Origin of the sequence: Variovorax sp. PCZ-1 (assembly GCF_018413605.1) — a bacterium.
GTDB lineage: Bacteria > Pseudomonadota > Gammaproteobacteria > Burkholderiales > Burkholderiaceae_C > JANMDU01.
In genome coordinates, this window is the sequence record NZ_JAHCDN010000001.1 from 368411 (window position 1) to 386558 (window position 18148).

Annotated in this window: 17 protein-coding genes; 8 read left to right on the top strand and 9 right to left on the bottom strand. The window is 54.2% G+C overall.

Annotated elements, in window-relative coordinates:
* Positions 1-24: 24 nt before the first annotated feature.
* Positions 25-789, bottom strand: coding sequence for an RlmE family RNA methyltransferase (locus tag KIH26_RS01870; RefSeq protein WP_213441882.1), 765 nt, complete (start codon positions 787-789; stop codon positions 25-27).
* A 68-nt stretch (positions 790-857) separates the two neighbouring features.
* Here KIH26_RS01870 and KIH26_RS01875 point away from each other — a divergent pair, with 68 nt between their 5' ends.
* Complete coding sequence (locus KIH26_RS01875; protein WP_213441884.1) at positions 858-1334, top strand: YhbY family RNA-binding protein; 477 nt, start codon at positions 858-860, stop codon at positions 1332-1334.
* A gap of 345 nt (positions 1335-1679) precedes the next feature.
* On the opposite strand, the gene KIH26_RS01880 is transcribed toward KIH26_RS01875, so the two are convergent.
* Both KIH26_RS01880 and KIH26_RS01885 read right to left on the bottom strand, forming a co-directional pair.
* Positions 1680-1997 carry a type II toxin-antitoxin system RelE/ParE family toxin gene (locus KIH26_RS01880; RefSeq protein WP_213441886.1) on the bottom strand — a complete coding sequence of 106 codons (318 nt, stop codon included), beginning with the start codon at positions 1995-1997 and terminating at the stop codon, positions 1680-1682.
* The gene (locus KIH26_RS01885) at positions 1981-2256 is read right to left on the bottom strand and encodes a hypothetical protein (protein ID WP_213441888.1); all 276 of its coding nucleotides are present in this window, start codon (positions 2254-2256) and stop codon (positions 1981-1983) included. Before KIH26_RS01885 ends, KIH26_RS01880 begins: the two co-directional genes overlap by 17 nt.
* A 126-nt stretch (positions 2257-2382) precedes the next feature.
* On the opposite strand from KIH26_RS01885, the gene KIH26_RS01890 reads away from it, so the two are divergent.
* Together KIH26_RS01890 and KIH26_RS01895 are read left to right on the top strand one after the other, a co-directional pair.
* Positions 2383-4422, top strand: coding sequence for a M3 family metallopeptidase (locus KIH26_RS01890; RefSeq protein ID WP_213441890.1), 2040 nt, complete (start codon positions 2383-2385; stop codon positions 4420-4422).
* A 39-nt stretch (positions 4423-4461) separates the two neighbouring features.
* Positions 4462-5088: a glutaredoxin family protein gene (locus KIH26_RS01895; RefSeq protein WP_213441892.1), complete on the top strand. Its 627-nt coding sequence runs from the start codon at positions 4462-4464 to the stop codon at positions 5086-5088.
* A gap of 70 nt (positions 5089-5158) precedes the next feature.
* Here KIH26_RS01895 and KIH26_RS01900 read toward each other — a convergent pair whose 3' ends face one another.
* Together KIH26_RS01900 and KIH26_RS01905 are read right to left on the bottom strand one after the other, a co-directional pair.
* A complete protein-coding gene (locus KIH26_RS01900; protein WP_213444596.1) occupies positions 5159-5959 on the bottom strand; it encodes a segregation and condensation protein A in 801 nt (266 codons plus the stop codon).
* Between the two features lie 68 nt (positions 5960-6027).
* A complete protein-coding gene (locus KIH26_RS01905) occupies positions 6028-6258 on the bottom strand; it encodes a DUF3460 family protein (RefSeq protein WP_213441894.1) in 231 nt (76 codons plus the stop codon).
* Positions 6259-6315: 57 nt separating this feature from the next.
* On the opposite strand from KIH26_RS01905, the gene KIH26_RS01910 reads away from it, so the two are divergent.
* Complete coding sequence (locus KIH26_RS01910; protein ID WP_503005023.1) at positions 6316-6840, top strand: outer membrane protein assembly factor BamE; 525 nt, start codon at positions 6316-6318, stop codon at positions 6838-6840.
* Between the two features lie 6 nt (positions 6841-6846).
* Here KIH26_RS01910 and KIH26_RS01915 read toward each other — a convergent pair whose 3' ends face one another.
* The 3 genes from KIH26_RS01915 to metG are packed head-to-tail and all read right to left on the bottom strand — an operon-like array spanning position 6847 to position 11218.
* A complete protein-coding gene (locus KIH26_RS01915; RefSeq protein ID WP_213441896.1) occupies positions 6847-8112 on the bottom strand; it encodes a SulP family inorganic anion transporter in 1266 nt (421 codons plus the stop codon).
* Positions 8113-8164: 52 nt separating this feature from the next.
* Complete coding sequence (locus KIH26_RS01920) at positions 8165-8989, bottom strand: inositol oxygenase family protein (protein WP_213441898.1); 825 nt, start codon at positions 8987-8989, stop codon at positions 8165-8167.
* 42 nt (positions 8990-9031) lie between these two features.
* A complete protein-coding gene (metG, locus tag KIH26_RS01925; RefSeq protein ID WP_213441900.1) occupies positions 9032-11218 on the bottom strand; it encodes a methionine--tRNA ligase in 2187 nt (728 codons plus the stop codon).
* Between the two features lie 94 nt (positions 11219-11312).
* Here metG and KIH26_RS01930 point away from each other — a divergent pair, with 94 nt between their 5' ends.
* A complete protein-coding gene (locus KIH26_RS01930; RefSeq protein ID WP_213441902.1) occupies positions 11313-12632 on the top strand; it encodes an acetylornithine deacetylase/succinyl-diaminopimelate desuccinylase family protein in 1320 nt (439 codons plus the stop codon).
* Between the two features lie 225 nt (positions 12633-12857).
* Here KIH26_RS01930 and KIH26_RS01935 read toward each other — a convergent pair whose 3' ends face one another.
* Positions 12858-14885 carry a peptidase U32 family protein gene (locus tag KIH26_RS01935; RefSeq protein WP_213441904.1) on the bottom strand — a complete coding sequence of 676 codons (2028 nt, stop codon included), beginning with the start codon at positions 14883-14885 and terminating at the stop codon, positions 12858-12860.
* A gap of 63 nt (positions 14886-14948) precedes the next feature.
* On the opposite strand from KIH26_RS01935, the gene dbpA reads away from it, so the two are divergent.
* The 3 genes from dbpA (at position 14949) to KIH26_RS01950 (ending at position 18057) form a co-directional block, all read left to right on the top strand.
* Positions 14949-16358 carry an ATP-dependent RNA helicase DbpA gene (dbpA, locus tag KIH26_RS01940; RefSeq protein WP_213441906.1) on the top strand — a complete coding sequence of 470 codons (1410 nt, stop codon included), beginning with the start codon at positions 14949-14951 and terminating at the stop codon, positions 16356-16358.
* A gap of 63 nt (positions 16359-16421) precedes the next feature.
* Complete coding sequence (locus tag KIH26_RS01945; RefSeq protein WP_213441908.1) at positions 16422-17318, top strand: DUF808 domain-containing protein; 897 nt, start codon at positions 16422-16424, stop codon at positions 17316-17318.
* A 1-nt stretch (position 17319) separates the two neighbouring features.
* The gene (locus KIH26_RS01950; protein ID WP_213441910.1) at positions 17320-18057 is read left to right on the top strand and encodes a heparan-alpha-glucosaminide N-acetyltransferase; all 738 of its coding nucleotides are present in this window, start codon (positions 17320-17322) and stop codon (positions 18055-18057) included.
* Positions 18058-18148: the final 91 nt, after the last annotated feature.

Here is an 18148-nt window from a genome sequence, read left to right on the forward strand (position 1 = left end):
CGGTAGAGAGGGCTTGGGCTGGCTTTAGTTCGCCGCGTCGTCTGGTGATTTCAACGAAGCGGGTTTGAGCCCCATGCCCACCAAAAACGTCTCCGCCGACTTATCCCGGCTCGCTTTCGGCTTGATCGGCTTGACGACTTTGAATGTCTTTTTAAACAGTTCTACGAGCTGACTGTAGCCGCTGCCGTGGAAGAGCTTCACCACCAAAGCGCCCTCTGGTTTCAAAGTGAGCTGGGCGAAATTCACCGCCAGCTCGACCAATTCGGCTACGCGCGCAGAGTCAGATGAGGCCACGCCAGAGAGATTGGGCGCCATATCGCTGATTACAGTGTCTACAACGCGGATATCGCGGGTTTTTGAAGCATTTTCGGCATTTTCCCGGCTAGGAATCTGCGCAGAGTGCTCTACTTTTGATAGTAATTGCTCCAGCACTTCATCGGTTGTGAAATCCCCTTGGATGAACTGCACACCCTCAATCGGCTCCATTGGCAAGATATCCAAAGCAATGATCACGCCATTCAATTCGCCCACGGCAGCACCGCCGCCCGTACCCGTCACCGTGTCTTTCGGTGCCATCTTGCGCCGCGCATACTGGCTCCAAGCGCCCGGTGTGGAGCCCAAATCCACGATCACTTGGCCGGGCTTCAAAAGCTTGAGCGTTTCGTCAATTTCCTTGAGCTTGTATGCCGCGCGCGCGCGGTAGCCATCCTTTTGCGCCATCTTGACGTAAGGATCGTTCATATGGTCGTTCAACCACGCTTTATTGACTTTTTTAGATCTGATTTTCATGAGGGGAATGCGTTGCGCAGGGGATAATTGTCCCACGAGAGGCCACTTTGCCTCAGAATCAGCCCATCATGTCCAAAATAGAACTCACCATCCAAGAGCGAAAAGCGCACCGCGCCGACGCACATCACCTCGACCCCGTCGTCATCATCGGCAACGATGGGCTCACCCCCGGCGTGCAAAAAGAAATTGACTTAGCGCTTAACTCGCATGGCTTGATCAAAGTACGCGTCACAGGCGACGACCGTACCGCACGCGAAGCGCTTTACATTAAGCTCTGCGATGACCTCTCCTGCGCCCCCATCCAGCACATCGGCAAACTCCTCGTGCTCTGGCGTCCGATCCCAGAGAAAGAACGCAAATACGGCGAAGACGATGGCCGCAAAGCTGGGCCAAAGGAAGTCAAATTCGCCAAAACCAGCCGTTCCACGGGTCGTCGCGAAGTTAAGACGTTGCGCGTCTTAGGCAATGAGCGCGTCACGCGCGGCGGTACGGTCAAGCGCGCGAAGCCGAAGATGAAATCTGTGAAGAAGATGGGGCGAGATTGAGTTCGTTTTCGTTTAATCGATGCTCTTTTCAGTTTTTTGAATCATGACCAATTGGTACAGATTCTGTGTTCTCGTCCTGATTTCGCCAGGGATCTTGTATGGACTTTACGGTTTGTTCAGATTAGTTGGTCTATGCGAAGGTAATCCCTATGTAGACGGTCAATGCGCCTTATTTGGTTTTGCATTTCCCTGGGGATTTCTCATCTCGATTCCTAGTTCAATCATTTTGGTGATCCTAGGATGGTTGTATAAATGGGTAAATACAATTTATGCAAAAAATGCAGAGTCTGAGTAATTTGAGCGACTGTCAACTGGCTCCTTACGCACACCGCACAATGGTGTTTATCAATACACCGCATCATGATCGCCCACGTTGATCGGAATGATGGTTTTTCCTTCGATCAACAATTCTAGGGTGATTCGATAGGACAGGTTGATCGATACCGAATGCAAGCCAAGCAAATGTCCTTTGAGTGGATGTAGGCGTAGCGATGGATGAAACGGGTTGATCTCTAAGAACATCAGCGTTTTCAGATAAGCAGAGCCCAAGTCAGGATGCTTTTTGAGAAAACGCTTGGCACGCTTTTTATAGTCTTCCGTAAAGTGGATTTGGTAAGCCGTTAGTGTCTGAGCGGCGGCGCGAGTCTCACTGCCTTTTTTCATTGGTCAACTCAGCTTGGATTTCGTCAAAATGTTCTTGAGCAGTTTGAACGCGATAGCGGCCAGCGGCGATATCTGCGCGTGATTGTGCGAGTGCCGCATCCAGCTCACATTCACGCAAAAAGTGATATTGTTCCATGTCCATCACCACGAAGCGCCCTTTGCCGCGCACTGAAATCACGGCCTCGGATTGCCCTGCTAAGCCAGCTTCAATAGCGGCAATACCTTTGGTTTTGAGATCATTGGCAGCAATGGTCAGCATAATAAATAGGCCTTTAAAGAGTGCGATTCAACGTGTGATTATAAGTGCGAATAAAATCAAACACAACGAACGCAAACTTCACCTACTCGTTGTTGAACTCCACGAGTCAAGCATCATCTACCAAACATGACAACCAATCCTCTCTTAGATTTCTCTGATCTCCCTCAATTTGCTGCGATCCAGCCTAGCCATGTAGCCGAGGCGGTGGATACGTTAATCGCACAAGCGAAAACTGCGCTGGATACAGTAACGAAAGCTGATTTCCCGGCTGATTGGAAAAAGCTCTCTAGCACACTGGATGTGCAAACTGAGAAGCTTTCCCGCGCTTGGGGCGCTGTAGGGCATTTGAATGCGGTGGCGGATACGCCTGAACTGCGGGCGGCTTATAACGAGAAGCTAGCAGCGGTGAGTGAGTTTTACACGGCGCTGGGCTCGGATGAGCGGTTGTTTGCGAAATACAAGGCGATTGATTCAGCGGCGCTCAATGCAGAGCAGAAGAAAGCGCATAGCAATGCGCTGCGCAGCTTCAAGCTGGGCGGTGCAGAATTGCAAGGCGCGGCCAAGGAGCGGTTTGCGGCGATTCAAACGCGGCTCTCGGAGCTCTCGCAAAAGTTCAGCGAGAACACGCTGGATTCCACCGAGGCCTTTGCTTACTTTGCTGCCGAGGAAGAACTCGATGGTTTGCCAGATGACGTGAAATCGACCGCGAAGCAACTGGCTGAGAAAGATGGTAAAGGTGGCTACAAGCTCACGTTGAAGATGCCTTGCTATTTGCCAGTGATGCAGTATGCCAAGAGCAGTGCCTTGCGTGAGAAGCTTTACATGGCACACAACACGCGAGCGAGTGAGCTGTTTGAAGGCGGCAAGTTTGATAACACGCCGATCATGCGCGAGATTTTGGCGCTGCGGCAGGAAGAATCCAAGCTGCTCGGCTATACAAATTTTGCGCAAGTCTCTCTCGTGCCGAAGATGGCGAATTCTCCTGAGGAAGTGGTGAGTTTCTTACGCGATCTGGGCAAGCGTGCTAAGCCGTTTGCGCAAAAAGATGTGCAGGAGATGCGCGAGTTTGCGGCGAAAGAATTGGGGCTCAGCGATCCTCAAGCTTGGGATTGGCCTTTCATTGGCGAGAAGCTCAAAGAGGCGAAATACTCTTTCAGCGAGCAAGAAGTGAAGCAGTATTTCACTGCGCCCAAGGTGCTGGCCGGGCTGTTTAACATCATTCAAACACTGTTTGAAGTGGATATCCAGCGCGATCAAGCGCCGGTGTGGAATCCGAAGGTGGAGTTCTACGCTTTGATGCGTGGTGGTCAGAAGATTGCTCAGTTCTACCTCGATACACCCGCGCGAGACGGCAAACGCGGCGGTGCATGGATGAATGATGTGCATTCGCGCTGGCTGCGCCCTGATACGAATCAATTGCAAATCCCCGTCGCGCATTTGATCTGCAATTTCGCCGATGGCGTGGACGGCAAGCCCGCCTTGCTCACGCATGACGATGTGATCACGCTCTTCCACGAGTTCGGCCATGGCCTGCATCACATGCTCACGCAGGTGAGTGAGCGCGATGTGAGCGGCATCAGCGGCGTGGAGTGGGATGCGGTGGAGCTGCCCAGCCAATTCATGGAGAATTTTTGCTGGGAATGGGATGTCTTGAAGCACATGACGGCGCATGTGGATACCGGCGCACCGCTGCCGCGTGAGCTGTTTGACAAAATGCTCGCTGCCAAGAATTTCCAAAGCGGTTTGCAAACGATTCGCCAGATTGAATTTGCCCTGTTTGACATGCTGATGCACATGGAGCCAGACAGCACGAAGGCTGAGCCCTTAGAAATCTCCCGTGCAGTGCACAAAGAAGTCGGCGTGTTACCGCGCCCCGCTCAGGTGCGCACGCCCAACAGCTTCGGCCATGTGTTCTCCGGCGGCTACGCAGCGGGTTACTACAGTTACAAGTGGGCAGAATTGCTCTCTGCAGACGCGTATGCTGCGTTTGAAGAAGCGGCAACGCAGAGCGGCCAAGCGGCTGCAGCCCAGATCGAGGTGGGGCGCAAATACCGCAAAGAAGTGCTGGAAGTCGGTGGCAGCCGGTCAGCCGCCGAGAGCTTTGCCGCGTTCAGAGGCAGAGCCCCGCAGCTGGATGCCCTGTTGCGCCACAGCGGCATGGCCTGATACCATTGAACACTACTTTGTCACGATATTGAGGTAACTATGAAAAAGATAGCATTCTGCGCAGTATTCTTGCCGGCGATTGCCCTGTTTTCTTCTCAAATCTCTGCTCAGCAGTTGTACCGCATCGTTGGGCCCGATGGTCGCGTGACGTTTTCTGATCAACCTCCCCCACCGTCAGCCAACGCGAAAGTCACCACAGGGCGCGGCGGTTCGTTCAGCGATAGCGCAGGCGGAGCTGCCTTGCCTTTTGAGTTACGCAGTGTGGTGCAGCGTTTTCCTGTAACGCTGTATACCGGCAAAGACTGTAATCCTTGTGATGCTGGCCGCAATATGCTGCGTAATCGTGGCATTCCCTTCACCGAGCGCACGGTAGAGAGCAATGACGACTTCGAGGCGCTCAAGCGTTTGTCGGGCGCATCCAGTTTGCCCTTGGCGACCGTGGGCAGCCAGCAGATGAAAGGCTTTTCGGATGCGGAGTGGACGCAGTTCCTCGATGCCGCAGGCTATCCCAAGACGTCCCAATTGCCCACGGGCTACCGCAACCCAGCGCCAAGCCCCATGGTGGCTCGTGTTGCACCTGCGCCCGCCGCCGCAGCTGCGCCTGCACCTGCCCCAACGCCTGCAGCCGCACCAGCGCCCAGCAACCCAGCAGGCATCAGGTTCTGATAAAAATTGGGCGAAAAATAGAGATGGCCGGCGCAGAATCTGCGCAGGCCGCTATTTATTCGGGAGCAAATTAGCTGGCGGGTGTGTAGGCCAAGCGCACGTAAATTGGTGCATAAGCTTCGGCCTGCGTGATCTCAATCAGCGTTTCTTTGCCCAATTCCAGCAGAGCAATGAATGTGACGACGAGCACCTGGGTGCCTTGGCTCGGATCAAACAGCTCTTCAAACTCCACAAATTTACGCCCCTGCAAACGCTTCAAAACGATACTCATGTGCTCGCGCACAGAAAGCTCTTCGCGGGTGATTTTGTGATGCTGAATCAGCTTGGCGCGCTTCAAAATATCTCGCCAAGCTTCTTGTAAATCCACCACTTGCACATCGGGGAAGCGCGGCACCAAGCTTTGCTCAATATAAACCTGGGCGCGCAAATAATCGCGGCCAAAGGTGGGCAGGCTGTCTATTCTTGCCGCAGCCAGCTTCATGCGCTCGTATTCGAGCAGGCGGCGCACCAGCTCGGCGCGAGGATCTTCGGGCTCTTTGCCGTCTTCCGTTTTCTTCGGCGGCAAAAGCATGCGCGATTTGATCTCGATCAGCATCGCTGCCATCAGCAGATATTCGGCGGCTAGCTCTAAGTTGCGTGCGCGGATTTCATCCACATAGCTCAAATACTGCTTCGTCACGCCTGCCATCGGGATGTCGAGGATATTGAAATTTTGCTTGCGGATCAGATAGAGCAGCAGATCTAGTGGGCCTTCAAAAGCTTCGAGGAACACTTCCAGTGCATCGGGCGGGATGTATAAATCCTGCGGCATCTTGAAGAGCGGCTCGCCATACAGGCGCGCCAGAGCCACGCTGTCGAGCACGGCGGGCATGCCGGGTGTTGCCTCAGTGGAGGCGGGCAACGCTGCGGAAGTTTCTGGAAGCTCAGTCACAAGGAACTTCAGGCTTTGGTTTGATAGACGTAAGCTTGCTGCTTCACAGTGGCAGCGCTCGTGTCAGCCAATTGACTGCGATCCACGTTCTTGTCCCAAAGCAGGGCGCGGCCAGCGCGCTGCTGGGCATCCAGCTCAGGGCGGGCGCGCTTGATATCGGTGATGAAATCCGTGGCATCAGAGCGGTAGTCACCGTTTTTGAGGAACAAATTGGCAAGGGTGGATTTAAGCGTTGGCATCGGATTACACTGTTTTCTTGTGAGGCACTATTTTACCGGGGGTACATCATGGCTTTTATGGCAATTCAAACACGACTCAAAAAGGTGGTTTTTATGGGCATTTTGGCCAGTTTCTTAGGGCTTGCAGGCTGTGATCAGCAGCGCATCATTGAGCTGGAAGAGGGTGTGGCCACGGAAGCTGATGTGCGCGCGAAATTTGGTGAACCAGAGAAGATTTGGGATGGCGAGAATGGCGCGCGCATCTTCGAATACAGTCGCCAGCCCGCTGGCCACCGCAATTACATGATCACGATTGGCACGGACGGCAAAATGAGCGCCTTGCGCCAAGTGCTCACACCTGCAAACTTTGCCAAAGTGCAGCCTGGCATGATGATGGAAGATGTGCGCAAACTGCTGGGCAAGCCCGCTAAGGTCGTACCCTATGAGCTGAAAAAAGAAACGTATTACAACTGGCGCTATCTTGCGGATCAAAATAACACATCGATGATTTTCAGTGCAGTGATGGACAGCAATTTGAAAGTGCTGCGCACCGAGACGATGCTGGATCCAGAAGACTCTAAAAACGGCATGTCAAATCGATAAGCCCATTCATGTCCTGAGTTTCCCAAGAATCCAAGAGGCCACTAACCCTCCAGCGATCCCCCAAGTGAGGCTCAGCGCCAGAGTCAGCACAAAAGTCACACCCAGCACCGCGCTGAACTCACGGGGCTTTTTGTGCAAATGAGTCAAGGTCTTCCAATCGCCCATATGCCAAGCGATGAAGATCAAGATACCTGCGAGCACAGCCAGCGGGATATGAACTGCGAGTGGCGCGGCGGCAAGCATGATGAGCAGCAAGGTGGCTGAATGCACCATGCCTGAGATGGGGGTGCTGCCGCCGGATTTCAGATTCGTCACGGTACGGGCAATGGTGCCCGTGATGGGCAAAGCGCCGAGCAAAGGCGCGGCCATATTCGCCACGCCTTGCGCGATGAGCTCTTGATTAGGGGCGTGTGGTTTGACCTGTGGTTGAAGATCATCTGCGATGCGGGCGCAGAGCAAGGATTCAATGCCTGAGAGAATCGCGAGCGTGAACGCTGGAATGATGAGCGCTGGCACTTTCTCCCACGGTACGGCAGGGAAACTCAAAGTAGGCCACTGCTGAAACTGTGCAAAGGCTGCGCCGAATCGGCTGCCTATGGTTTCGGTGGGCAGCTTGAATACAAAAGCCGCAACGCTGACTGCCAAGAGCGCGAGCATGGAGCCAGGCACGCGCATCGCCCAAGTTTGACGCTTGCTCAAGGCTTGCCAAAACGCCATGAGCGCAATAGTGGAACAAGACAGTAACAGCGCATAGGCGTTGAACTGCGGCAAGGCTTGAGCCTGTATGCTGAGCAGGCCGAACACATCCGCTGGCATCTTAGCTATCGGTAAGCCCAACGCATCCTTGATCTGCGTCACCAAAATAATCACCGCAATCGCGCTGGTGAAACCTTCAATCAAAGCATCCGGCACATAGCGCATCAAGCGCCCCAACTTGAGCAGTCCCATGATCACCATGAGTGCGCCCGCCATCATCGTGGCCAGCAGCAGCCCCATCACGCCATGCGCTAGCACGATACCAAACACCACGACGATGAAGGCGTTCGCTGGCCCAGCAATCTGCACATTCGAGCCGCCCAGCAGCGCCACGATGAAGCCACCCACTATTGCAGCCCATAGCCCTGAGGCTGGCGGCAGACCAGAGGCGATGGCTATCGCAATCGCCAAGGGCAAAGCCACGATGCCGACGGTGATGCCAGCAGCGACATCTTTTGCGAAGAGGGCGGGGTTGTAGCCAGGGAAGGAGTCAAGCAGGCGAGGGCGAAAGCTCATATTTGTCGTCATGCTCAGCCGTGAGCAAGCTGTGTGCCAATACAGATGAGTATCAAAACTGCAAAGTCGCCGGTAAGTATTTCGCCATCAAATCTTCGTAATACGGCTTCACGTCTTTCAGTACAGGACGATGAGGATTTTTAGAATACAAATCATAAGGATTGAAGCGCTGCACCCAAGGCAGCATGGCGCGGTCTTGCGCATTGCACAAATGATCGTAATCGCCCTCTTTGTGCCAGCTGTAAAAGCTGTGATAGCGGATCATGTAAAGCGCCTCCAGCGGCAGATGATCGCGCAGCAGGTGATAGAGGTATTCATCATGCCCCCAGCTCATATGAACTTCGTCGAGGCCGCAATTTGGCGTGTAAACGCCGTACTTCGTTTGCAACTCAGGCTTCTTCACATCAGTGTTGTGAATAAAGAATTCGCTGTAAACAATCTTGGTCGAATAAGCGCAGCCCGTGGGAAAGGTATCGCCCACCACAGCCCATTGCGGCTCACCAAACAGGCAAAGCACCTTGCCCAAATCATGCACAAAGCCGGTGAGCACCATCCAATCAGGCTGGCCATCAGCACGCATCGCTTCAGCGGTTTGCACCAAATGATCAATTTGCGGAAGCGCGATGTCAGGGTCAGAGTCGTCTACCAAGGTGTTGAGGTAGTTCAGCGCGTCCCATGGCGTCATCTTCTGGCGAGTGAAGCTTAAAAACTCCGCTTTCTTGGCCTTCACGAAATCATGCGTTTGATGTGTGTGATTGAGCCGATAAAACTCTTTCACACGATCAAACGTCTCGCTCACCTGGGGGGCGGCGTAGTTGCGGTAGGCCGTTTTATCGGCGCTGAGTGTGTCGGTAGGAGTGGCTGTGGCAGTGCTCATGGGTGCATGTTACACCCGAGCACGGCCTAGGCCTATATCGATTTATCGCACGCGCATACCTGGCTGCGCGCCCGGGAAGGGCTCCAAGATGTAGATGCCAGGGTTGGCTTTTTCGTCTTGGTGCGAGCCCGCAAGCACCATACCCTCGCTCACGCCAAACTTCATCTTGCGTGGCGCGAGATTCGCCACCATCACCGTGAGCTTGCCCACGAGCTGCTCGGGTTTGTACATGCTGGCGATGCCGCTGAAGACATTGCGCGTCTTGCCTTCGCCCACATCGAGTGTGAGGCGCAGCAGCTTGGTGGAGCCATCTACGGATTCGCAATTGACGATTTTTGCGATGCGCAGATCAATCTTGGCGAAGTCATCGATCGTGATCGTCTCGGCCATCGCTTCGCCGCCAGGCAGGGCATTTGCTATCGTTTCAGGAGCTGCTTGCGCAGATTCCATAACTGCTGGAGGCTCAAAAAGGGCTTCAAGTTGCTTGGGATCAACTCTTTGCATAAGGTGCTTGTAATCGGTGATCTTAGATCCCGGTAGCATGACCTTAGGACTAATGCGATTTACCGCTTTTTCGCCAGCTGGAGTAATCAAAATTTCATCGGCATCTTGCCAAGTTAGATCGTGACCACCAAAAAACTTTTCAACTTGCTCAGCGACTACGGGAATGATTGGCTTCAACGCAATAGTCAGTAAACGGAACATAACCAAACTAGTCGAGCAAACGACATGAGCCCTTGCTTGACTATTTGGATCCTTGGCCAATTTCCATGGCTCATGATCAAAAACATATTTATTTGCAATGTCGGCAAGAGTTACAACTGCTTTTAGTGCCTTTGCATAATCCCGTCGCTCTAAGTCGCGTCTAATGTCTGGCATCAATGTGGCATACATACCTATTGCCTGAACTTCAGCGAGTTCGTTTTCGTACGCGCTAGCTAACTTGCCATCAAATTGCTTTGTTATGAATCCTGCGGTTCGACTAACGATATTGAGATACTTTCCGATTAAGTGGCTATTCACAATATTTTCGAAATCGGTAGCATTGAAATCAATATCGGCATTCGCGCTTGATAAAAGCGATGCTAAGTAATAGCGCAGCCACTCAGCGTTCATGCCGAGTGAAAGGTATTTCAAAGGATCAAGCCCCGTGCCACGGCTCTTGCTCATTTTTTCGCCGTTGTTCACCGTGAGGAAACCGTGTACGAAGACGTTGTTAGGCGTTTTTCGTCCACTGAATTTCAGCATGGCTGGCCAAAACAAGGTGTGGAAGGTCACGATGTCTTTGCCGATGAAATGGTATTGCTCGGTGTCGGGCGCGGCCATGTATTCAGCAAAGCTGCGCGAGTCGCCATGCTTTGCTTTGGGGCCACCTTTGTCGAACCAATTTTTCAGCGAGGCGAGATAGCCCACGGGCGCATCAAGCCACACGTAGAAATACTTGCCCGGTGCATCGGGAATCTCAATGCCGAAGTAAGGCGCATCTCGGCTGATATCCCAATCGCCCAAGCCTTCGCTCTTGGTGCCATCGGGGTTGGTGCGCACGCTGAACCATTCTTTGATTTTGTTGGCGACGTCGGGTTGAAGCTTGCCATCTTGCGTCCAGTTTTCTAGAAACTCTACGCAGCGTGGGTCGGAGAGTTTGAAGAAGAAATGCTCAGAGTTGCGCAGCTCAGGTTTCGCGCCAGAGAGCGCGGAATACGGATTGATGAGATCAGTGGGCGCATAGACCGCACCGCAGTTTTCGCAGTTGTCGCCATACTGGTCTTTGGCCTGGCATTTGGGGCATTCACCTTTGATGTAGCGATCCGGTAAAAACATGTTCTTCTCAGGATCGAAGAATTGCTCAATCGTGCGCACCTCGATCAGCGAGCCATCGGCGCGGTCACGCAGGTCGCGGTAAATCTGGCGGGCGAGTTCGGTGTTTTCAGGCGAGTGCGTGCTGTGCCAGTTGTCAAAACTGATGTGAAAGCCATCGAGATATTCTTTGCGGCCAGCGGCGATGTCGGCCACGAATTGCTCGGGGCTCTTGCCAGCCTTTTCAGCCGCAATCATGATCGGCGCGCCGTGCGTATCGTCTGCGCCCACGAAGTTCACGGCATGCCCCTGCATACGCTGAAACCTCACCCAAATATCGGCCTGGATGTACTCCATGATGTGGCCGATGTGGAATTTGCCGTTGGCATACGGCAGGGCGGTGGTGACGAAAAGTTGACGTTTGGCGGTCATGGCTGAATTGCAGGTTTTTATTGGCGTAAACGATGATTTTAAGTGAACGAGTCTGGTGCTGCGTGGTTCGTGCGAACGATGTATCCTTGTGCTTATGACATCAACCACCGACGCCTTGCTTCTTGCCATTGAATCCCGCCGCGAGGAGGCGACTGCGCTCACGCAAGAGCTGATTCGCATACCCACGATCAATCCACCTGGCGATGCTTACGAAGCCTGCGCGCGCTTTCTGGGCGAGCATTTGAAGAAGAGGGGTTTTGCGGTGGAGTACATCCGCTCGGTGGGTGCTCCAGGAGATAGCGATTCGCATCCGCGTACGAATGTGGTGGCGCGGTATGAAGGTAAAGGCGCGCAGGGAAACAGCGAATGCGTGCATTTCAACAGCCATATTGATGTGGTTGAGCCTGGCAGCGGCTGGACGTTTGAGCCCTTTGGCGGGCAAGTGAAGGACGGTAAGGTGTATGGGCGCGGCGCTTGCGATATGAAGGGCGGATTGGCCTCATCCGTGATCGCATGTGAGGCGCTGATTGATAGTGGGATTCCTTTTAACGGCACACTGGAGATCAGCGGTACGGTGGATGAAGAATCGGGTGGCTTTGCGGGTGTGGGCTATCTGGCCGAGAAGGGCTATTTCTCCAAGCCGCGCGTGCATCATGTGATCATTCCCGAGCCCCTCGGTGTGGATCGTATTTGCCTCGGGCATCGCGGTGTGTATTGGGCGGAGGTGGAAACCAAGGGCCGGATTGCGCATGGCTCGATGCCATTCTTGGGCGATAGCGCGATCAATCACATGAGCGCGTTCATTCATTTGCTAGAAACGAAATTGCAGCCTGTGCTTTCAAATCGGCGAACGGCTGAACCAGTGGAGCCGCCGGGTGCGCGCGTGTCCACACTCAATGTGAACAGTATTCATGGTGGGCAGGTGGAGCAGCGTTATGCAAACGATGCGCGAGGCTGGCCAACAGCGGATACACCAGCGCCGGTGGTGGCGCACAGTTGCCGTGCGGTGCTGGATCGGCGTTTTATCGCTGAAGAAAAACTCGAAGATGTGAAGCGCGAGATTTTGGAGATGCTGCAAGAGCTGCAGCGCACGCGCCCCGGCTTTGATTTCAATATCCGCGAGATCATGAGTTTCGTGCCGACCGCCACGCCGAAAGACGCACCCGTGGTGGATGCCACTGCTCGTGCGATTGCTCGTGTCTTAGGCCGTGAGCCGAGCTACATTTCCAGCCCTGGCACGTATGATCAAAAGCATATTGTGCGCACCGGCAAGCTGCAAGACGTGATCGCCTATGGCCCTGGTATTTTGGATTTGGCGCATCAGCCCGATGAGTATGTAGGCATTGATGAGCTGGTGCAGTCTGCGCAGATCATGGCTTTGGCTTCTTTGCGGTTGATGAAGGTTTCGCTTTGACGCTCTAATAGTCTGTGCTTGCCGGCGGCGCTTGGGCTATCCCCCTACGTGAATGTCCTCCGCCGGCTTGGCCGTCTCCCCCTTTATTTCACTTCGGGAGATAGCCCAATCACAGTGCAGCAAAATCGCAGCCGTTCTTTCCCAGAAAAATCTTCAGAATGCTATAAATTCAGTAGCAGCTCGCGCAATAAATACGCCGGCGAACTGCTCAAAAGGCTTAAAAAATCAAGCCTCAGCAGATTGCTTCACAGGCCGAGTGCGATAAAACTTCAGCGGTGTCTCAGCCGGTAGTGCCAACTCTTTCGCCAGTTGATTTTTCACCTGCGTCTTGAGCTTACCCACCACATGCATCTCGCAAGGCTTGCAATCGAAGCGCAGGGTGAGTTTTTCTTTGCCGTTGATGAGCTGCATCGGCTCTGCCTTCACCGTGCCTTGCACACCCGTCACGCCTTTTGCTTGCTTGGGGCAGAGGCTCATGCTCCAGCGCACGCAATGCTTGGTGATCATGAGGCTGACTTCGCCTTCTTCCTCTTGGCTCTCGTAAGCTGCGCCAATCACTTTCACGCCGTGCTTGGCGTAGAAATCATGGGCTTTTTGGTTGAAGACGTTGGCGAGATAGGTGAGTGTGTCTTCAGGGTAAATGGCTGGTGGCTCGACGGGCTGCATGCGTTGCGGGCGCTGGTAGCCTGCTAGTCTTGCAGCTTCTAGCCTCGCTAATGCTTCGCGGCGCAGATGGTTGAGTTGGCTTGCGGGGATGAACCATGGCGCGGCTTCATCGACTGCAATATCAATGGCCTCGAAATGCGTGCTGCCGAAGCGGCCTAGTTGAGTTTTAAGAGATGCTATATTTTTAGTAGCATCTTGCGCAGATTCTTTGTGGGCTACAAGCTCAAAAGAGCCTGAAAATCCATCTTCATCCGTGAGTGTGAGCGCAAAGCCTGCATGCGTGGGCGCGAGCTGTGCCCAGAGACCGATGCGGCGGTCGCTGCTCTTTTTTTCGAGCACGCGTACCCAATCCATATCGCGGTTACGGTTGACTTCTACGCCTTTGCGCAAGTCTTTGAAGCCTTCCATGGGATCTTTGGGGAAGACTCGCCAGTGGCCGATTTTTTGCAAAGGTTCAGCGCGATTGATCTGCATACCGACCAGCTCTTTGTGCAGCGTGTGATAGCAGAGGCCATCGCCGTTGTGCAGGATGGTGGCTTTGCTGCTGAGTTCTAGATCGACTGATTTTTCACCAACGGCTGTGACCCAGCCAATCGCTTGGCCGGGATTCTTGGGAGTATCAAACGCGCCAATATCAATCTTGCGATCATTCACAAAATAATCGGTGAACTCGCGGTTGAAGTTTTGATTGGGATCAGGCGTGAATGTGAATGTGGTGCGGCCGCTTGAAGCACGGGAGAGCGGGAAAGCATCTGGATCAGCGCCGCTTTCGCGCTTTTCAATGATTTCATCAAGCAGCTTGCGGTAATGCGCAGTGATGTTTTTCACATACTGCATATCCTTGTAGCGGCCCTCGATTTTGAAGCTGCGCACGCCGGCGTTGATGAGGGATTCGAGGTTGCCGCTTTGGTTGTTGTCTTTCATCGAGAGCACATGCTTGTCATGCGCCACAATGCGGCCTTGCGCGTCTTTCACTTCATAGGGCAGGCGGCAGGCTTGCGAGCAATCGCCACGATTCGCGCTGCGGCCTGTGTGGGCATGGCTGATGAAGCATTGGCCGCTGTAGGCCACGCATAGTGCGCCGTGGATGAAGAATTCTATTTTTGTGCGGTCTGCATCGATGCCGGCGTAAATTTCTGCGATTTGGCGCAGCGTGAGCTCGCGAGCGAGCACGATTTGCGAGAAGCCCACATCAGAGAGAAACTTGGCTTTCTCCACCGTGCGAATATCCGTCTGCGTGCTTGCATGCAATTGAATGGGTGGCAAATCCATTTCCAGCAAAGCCATGTCTTGCACGATCAGCACATCAGCGCCCGCGTGGTACACATCCCAAGCCATTTGGCGCGCGCCTTCTAACTCATCGTCTCTCAGGATGGTGTTGAGAGTGATAAAAATTTTGCTGTTGAACTGATGCGCATGGCGAGCGAGGCGCTCAATATCTTGCACACTGTTACCCGCCGAAGCCCGCGCCCCAAAGCCCGGCCCGCCAATATACACCGCATCCGCGCCATGGTTGATCGCCTCAATGCCAATATCGGCATCGCGGGCGGGGGAGAGGAGTTCGAGTTGGTGGGAAAGCAAGGACATTTCGCAATTATCCCAGCTTGCAACCTCTAAAGTGCTGTGCATGTATCCACCGATAATCTAACCATGACCACGCCCAACACCCGTTTCGACCAACTCGCTCTCTCGCCCGCCACCGTGGCCAACCTCACTGCTTTGGGCTACACCGAGATGACAGCGATTCAAGCGGCGAGCTTGCCGTTGGCTTTGCTGGGCAAAGACATCATTGCGCAGGCCAAGACCGGCAGCGGCAAGACGGCGGCTTTCGCGCTCGCGCTGCTGGCGAATTTGAATCCACGCCGCTTCGCAGTGCAAAGCCTCGTGCTCTGCCCGACGCGTGAGCTGGCAGATCAGGTGGCGACTGAGGTGCGCCGCTTGGCGCGCGCGCAAGACAATGTGAAAGTCGTGACGCTTTGCGGCGGCGTGCCCCTGCGCGGGCAGACGGCTTCACTTGAACACGGCGCGCACATCGTGGTGGGCACGCCGGGGCGCGTGATGGATCATTTGGAGCGGGGTAGCATGCAAATTGATGCGCTGAATACGCTGGTGCTCGATGAAGCTGATCGCATGCTCGATATGGGCTTTTTTGACGACATCACCGTGGTGGCTAAGCAATGCCCCAAAGAGCGGCAAACCTTGCTGTTTTCTGCCACGTATCCCGAGGGTATCGCCAAGCTCGCAGCGCAATTCATGCGTTGCCCAGAGATGATCAAGGTGGAGTTGCAACATGCTGGCAGCCAGATTGAGCAGCGTTGGTATGAAATTTCAGGCGACAGCAGACGCGGAGCGAACGCGACAGAGCGCTTCGCTGCGGTTGCTCAAATGCTCGCGCATTTCCGCCCTGAGAGCACGCTCGCGTTTTGCAATACCAAAGCGCAATGCAAGCAGCTCGAAACCTTTTTACAAGCGCAGGGCTACAAAGCACAAGCCTTGTATGGCGAGCTAGAGCAGCGTGAGCGTGATCAGGTCTTGGTGCAGTTTGCGAACAAAAGCTGCAGCGTTCTCGTTGCTACCGATGTGGCAGCGCGGGGCTTGGATATTGCGAATCTGCAAGCTGTGATCAATGTGGACGTGACGCCCGATGCCGAAGTCCACATCCACCGCATTGGCCGCACAGGCCGTGCAGGTGAGAGTGGCTTGGCGCTGAATTTGGCGAGCATGGATGAGATGGGCAATGTGGGCAAGATTGAGCAGCTGCAAGGCCGTGAAACGACTTGGAGCCAACTCTCAGAGCTGACGGCCACGAACAACGCACCGCTTTTGCCACCCATGGCGACGCTACACATCCAAGGCGGCCGCAAAGAAAAAATCCGCCCTGGCGATGTGCTGGGCGCACTCACTGCAGATTTGGGCTACACCCGCGAGCAGGTGGGCAAGATCACGGTGAATGAGTTTTCAACCTATGTGGCCGTGGATCGCAAGATTGGCTCTGAAGTGGCTAAGCGTTTGAGTACCGCACGGATCAAAGGTAAAGGCGTGAAAGTGCGCTTGCTCTAATTGCGCAAGTCCAGCCTTCACGCTTCTGCGGCAAAATCTCTCTTTTCATTCTCAAAACTAAACATGGCTTCCAGTCTCCTCGCCCTTCTTGATGATATCGCCACCCTGCTTGACGACGTAGCGGTGATGACCAAAGTCGCCGCCAAGAAAACGGCGGGCGTGCTCGGTGATGATTTGGCGCTCAATGCGGAGCAGGTGGCTGGCGTGGCTGCAAAGCGCGAGCTGCCCGTGGTGTGGGCCGTGGCCAAAGGCTCGGCGGTGAACAAGGCGATCCTCGTGCCTGCAGCGCTGGCGATCAGCGCCTTGATCCCTTGGGCGATCTTGCCGCTGCTGATGCTGGGCGGAGCCTTCCTCTGCTTTGAAGGTTTTGAGAAAGTGGTGCACAAGTTCTTTCACAAAGCAGAAGACGATGCGCATCATGCCGAGATCACGCAGGCGGTGTTACACCCCGAGGTCGACATGGTGGCTTTTGAGAAAGACAAGATCAAGGGCGCGATCCGCACCGATTTCATCTTGTCTGCAGAGATCATCGTAATCACCTTGGGCACAGTGGCTGCAGCGGCGTTTGCCCGGCAAGTCACGGTGTTGGTGGCAATTTCTGTGATCATGACGGTGGGGGTGTATGGCCTCGTGGCCGGCATTGTGAAAATGGACGATGCGGGTCTTCATCTTATGAAATCTGCAAGCAGTGGCGCACGCGCTTTCGGCCGCGGACTCGTGGCCTTTGCCCCCAAGCTCATGAAGTTCCTCTCGGTCGCGGGCACGATTGCGATGTTCACCGTAGGTGGCAGCATCATTGCGCATGGCATTCCAGCGATTGAACACTTCATCAAAGCTCTCGTAGGCACTGGCGCGCTTGCCGGCGTGTGGGGCTTCGTGCTCGAAGGCATCGTTGGCGTGATCGTGGGTGCGATTTGCGTGGCGTTGTGGATGGGTGTGCAAAAGATTCGCGGCAAGTGAGATGAGCCACGCGCGCTTTGATCGCTTGGACGCGCTGCGTGGCGTCGCCATCGTCTGGATGACGATCTATCACTTCTGTTTTGATCTGAATCATTTCGGCTGGATCAAGCAGAATTTTTATACCGATCCTTTGTGGACTTGGCAGCGCAGTGCGATTGTGAGTTTGTTTTTGCTCTGCGCAGGCGCGGGGCAAGCGGTGGCGCTGCATCAGGGGCAGACTTGGCAGCGCTTTTGGAAGCGCTGGGCTCAGGTGGCGGGTTGTGCGCTGCTGGTCTCAGTAGGCTCATATCTGATGTACCCGAAGACTTTTATTTACTTCGGCGTGTTGCATGGCATTGCAGTGATGCTCATCATTGTGCGGCTCACTGCACATTGGGGCGTATGGCTCTGGCCGCTCGGCGCGTTGGCGATTGCTTCTAAATTTATAGCTGCTAGCGCAATATCTACGCCGGGCAGTTGGCAATTTCTCAATGAACCTGGCTTCAATATTCTGGGCTGGGTGTCTAAACTGCCTGTGACGGAAGACTATGTGCCCATCTTTCCTTGGCTGGGCGTGATGTGGTGGGGCGTGGCCGCAGCTCAGTGGTTGCTAGCTAATCGCAGCGTGATGATGACTGGAAGCGTTACACACTCCACGCGATGGCTGGCTTGGCTGGGCACTTGGAGCTTGACTTGGTACATGCTGCACCAGCCAGTGATGATTGGCGTGATAACGGTACTGAAGAAGCTCGGTGTATGAGTCCAGCCGCGCAGGTGACAGAGCACAGCTTTTAGGCCGGTAGAATGATTTTTATAGTAAAAGTGGCTAATTGCCGGCATAGATATTGCGC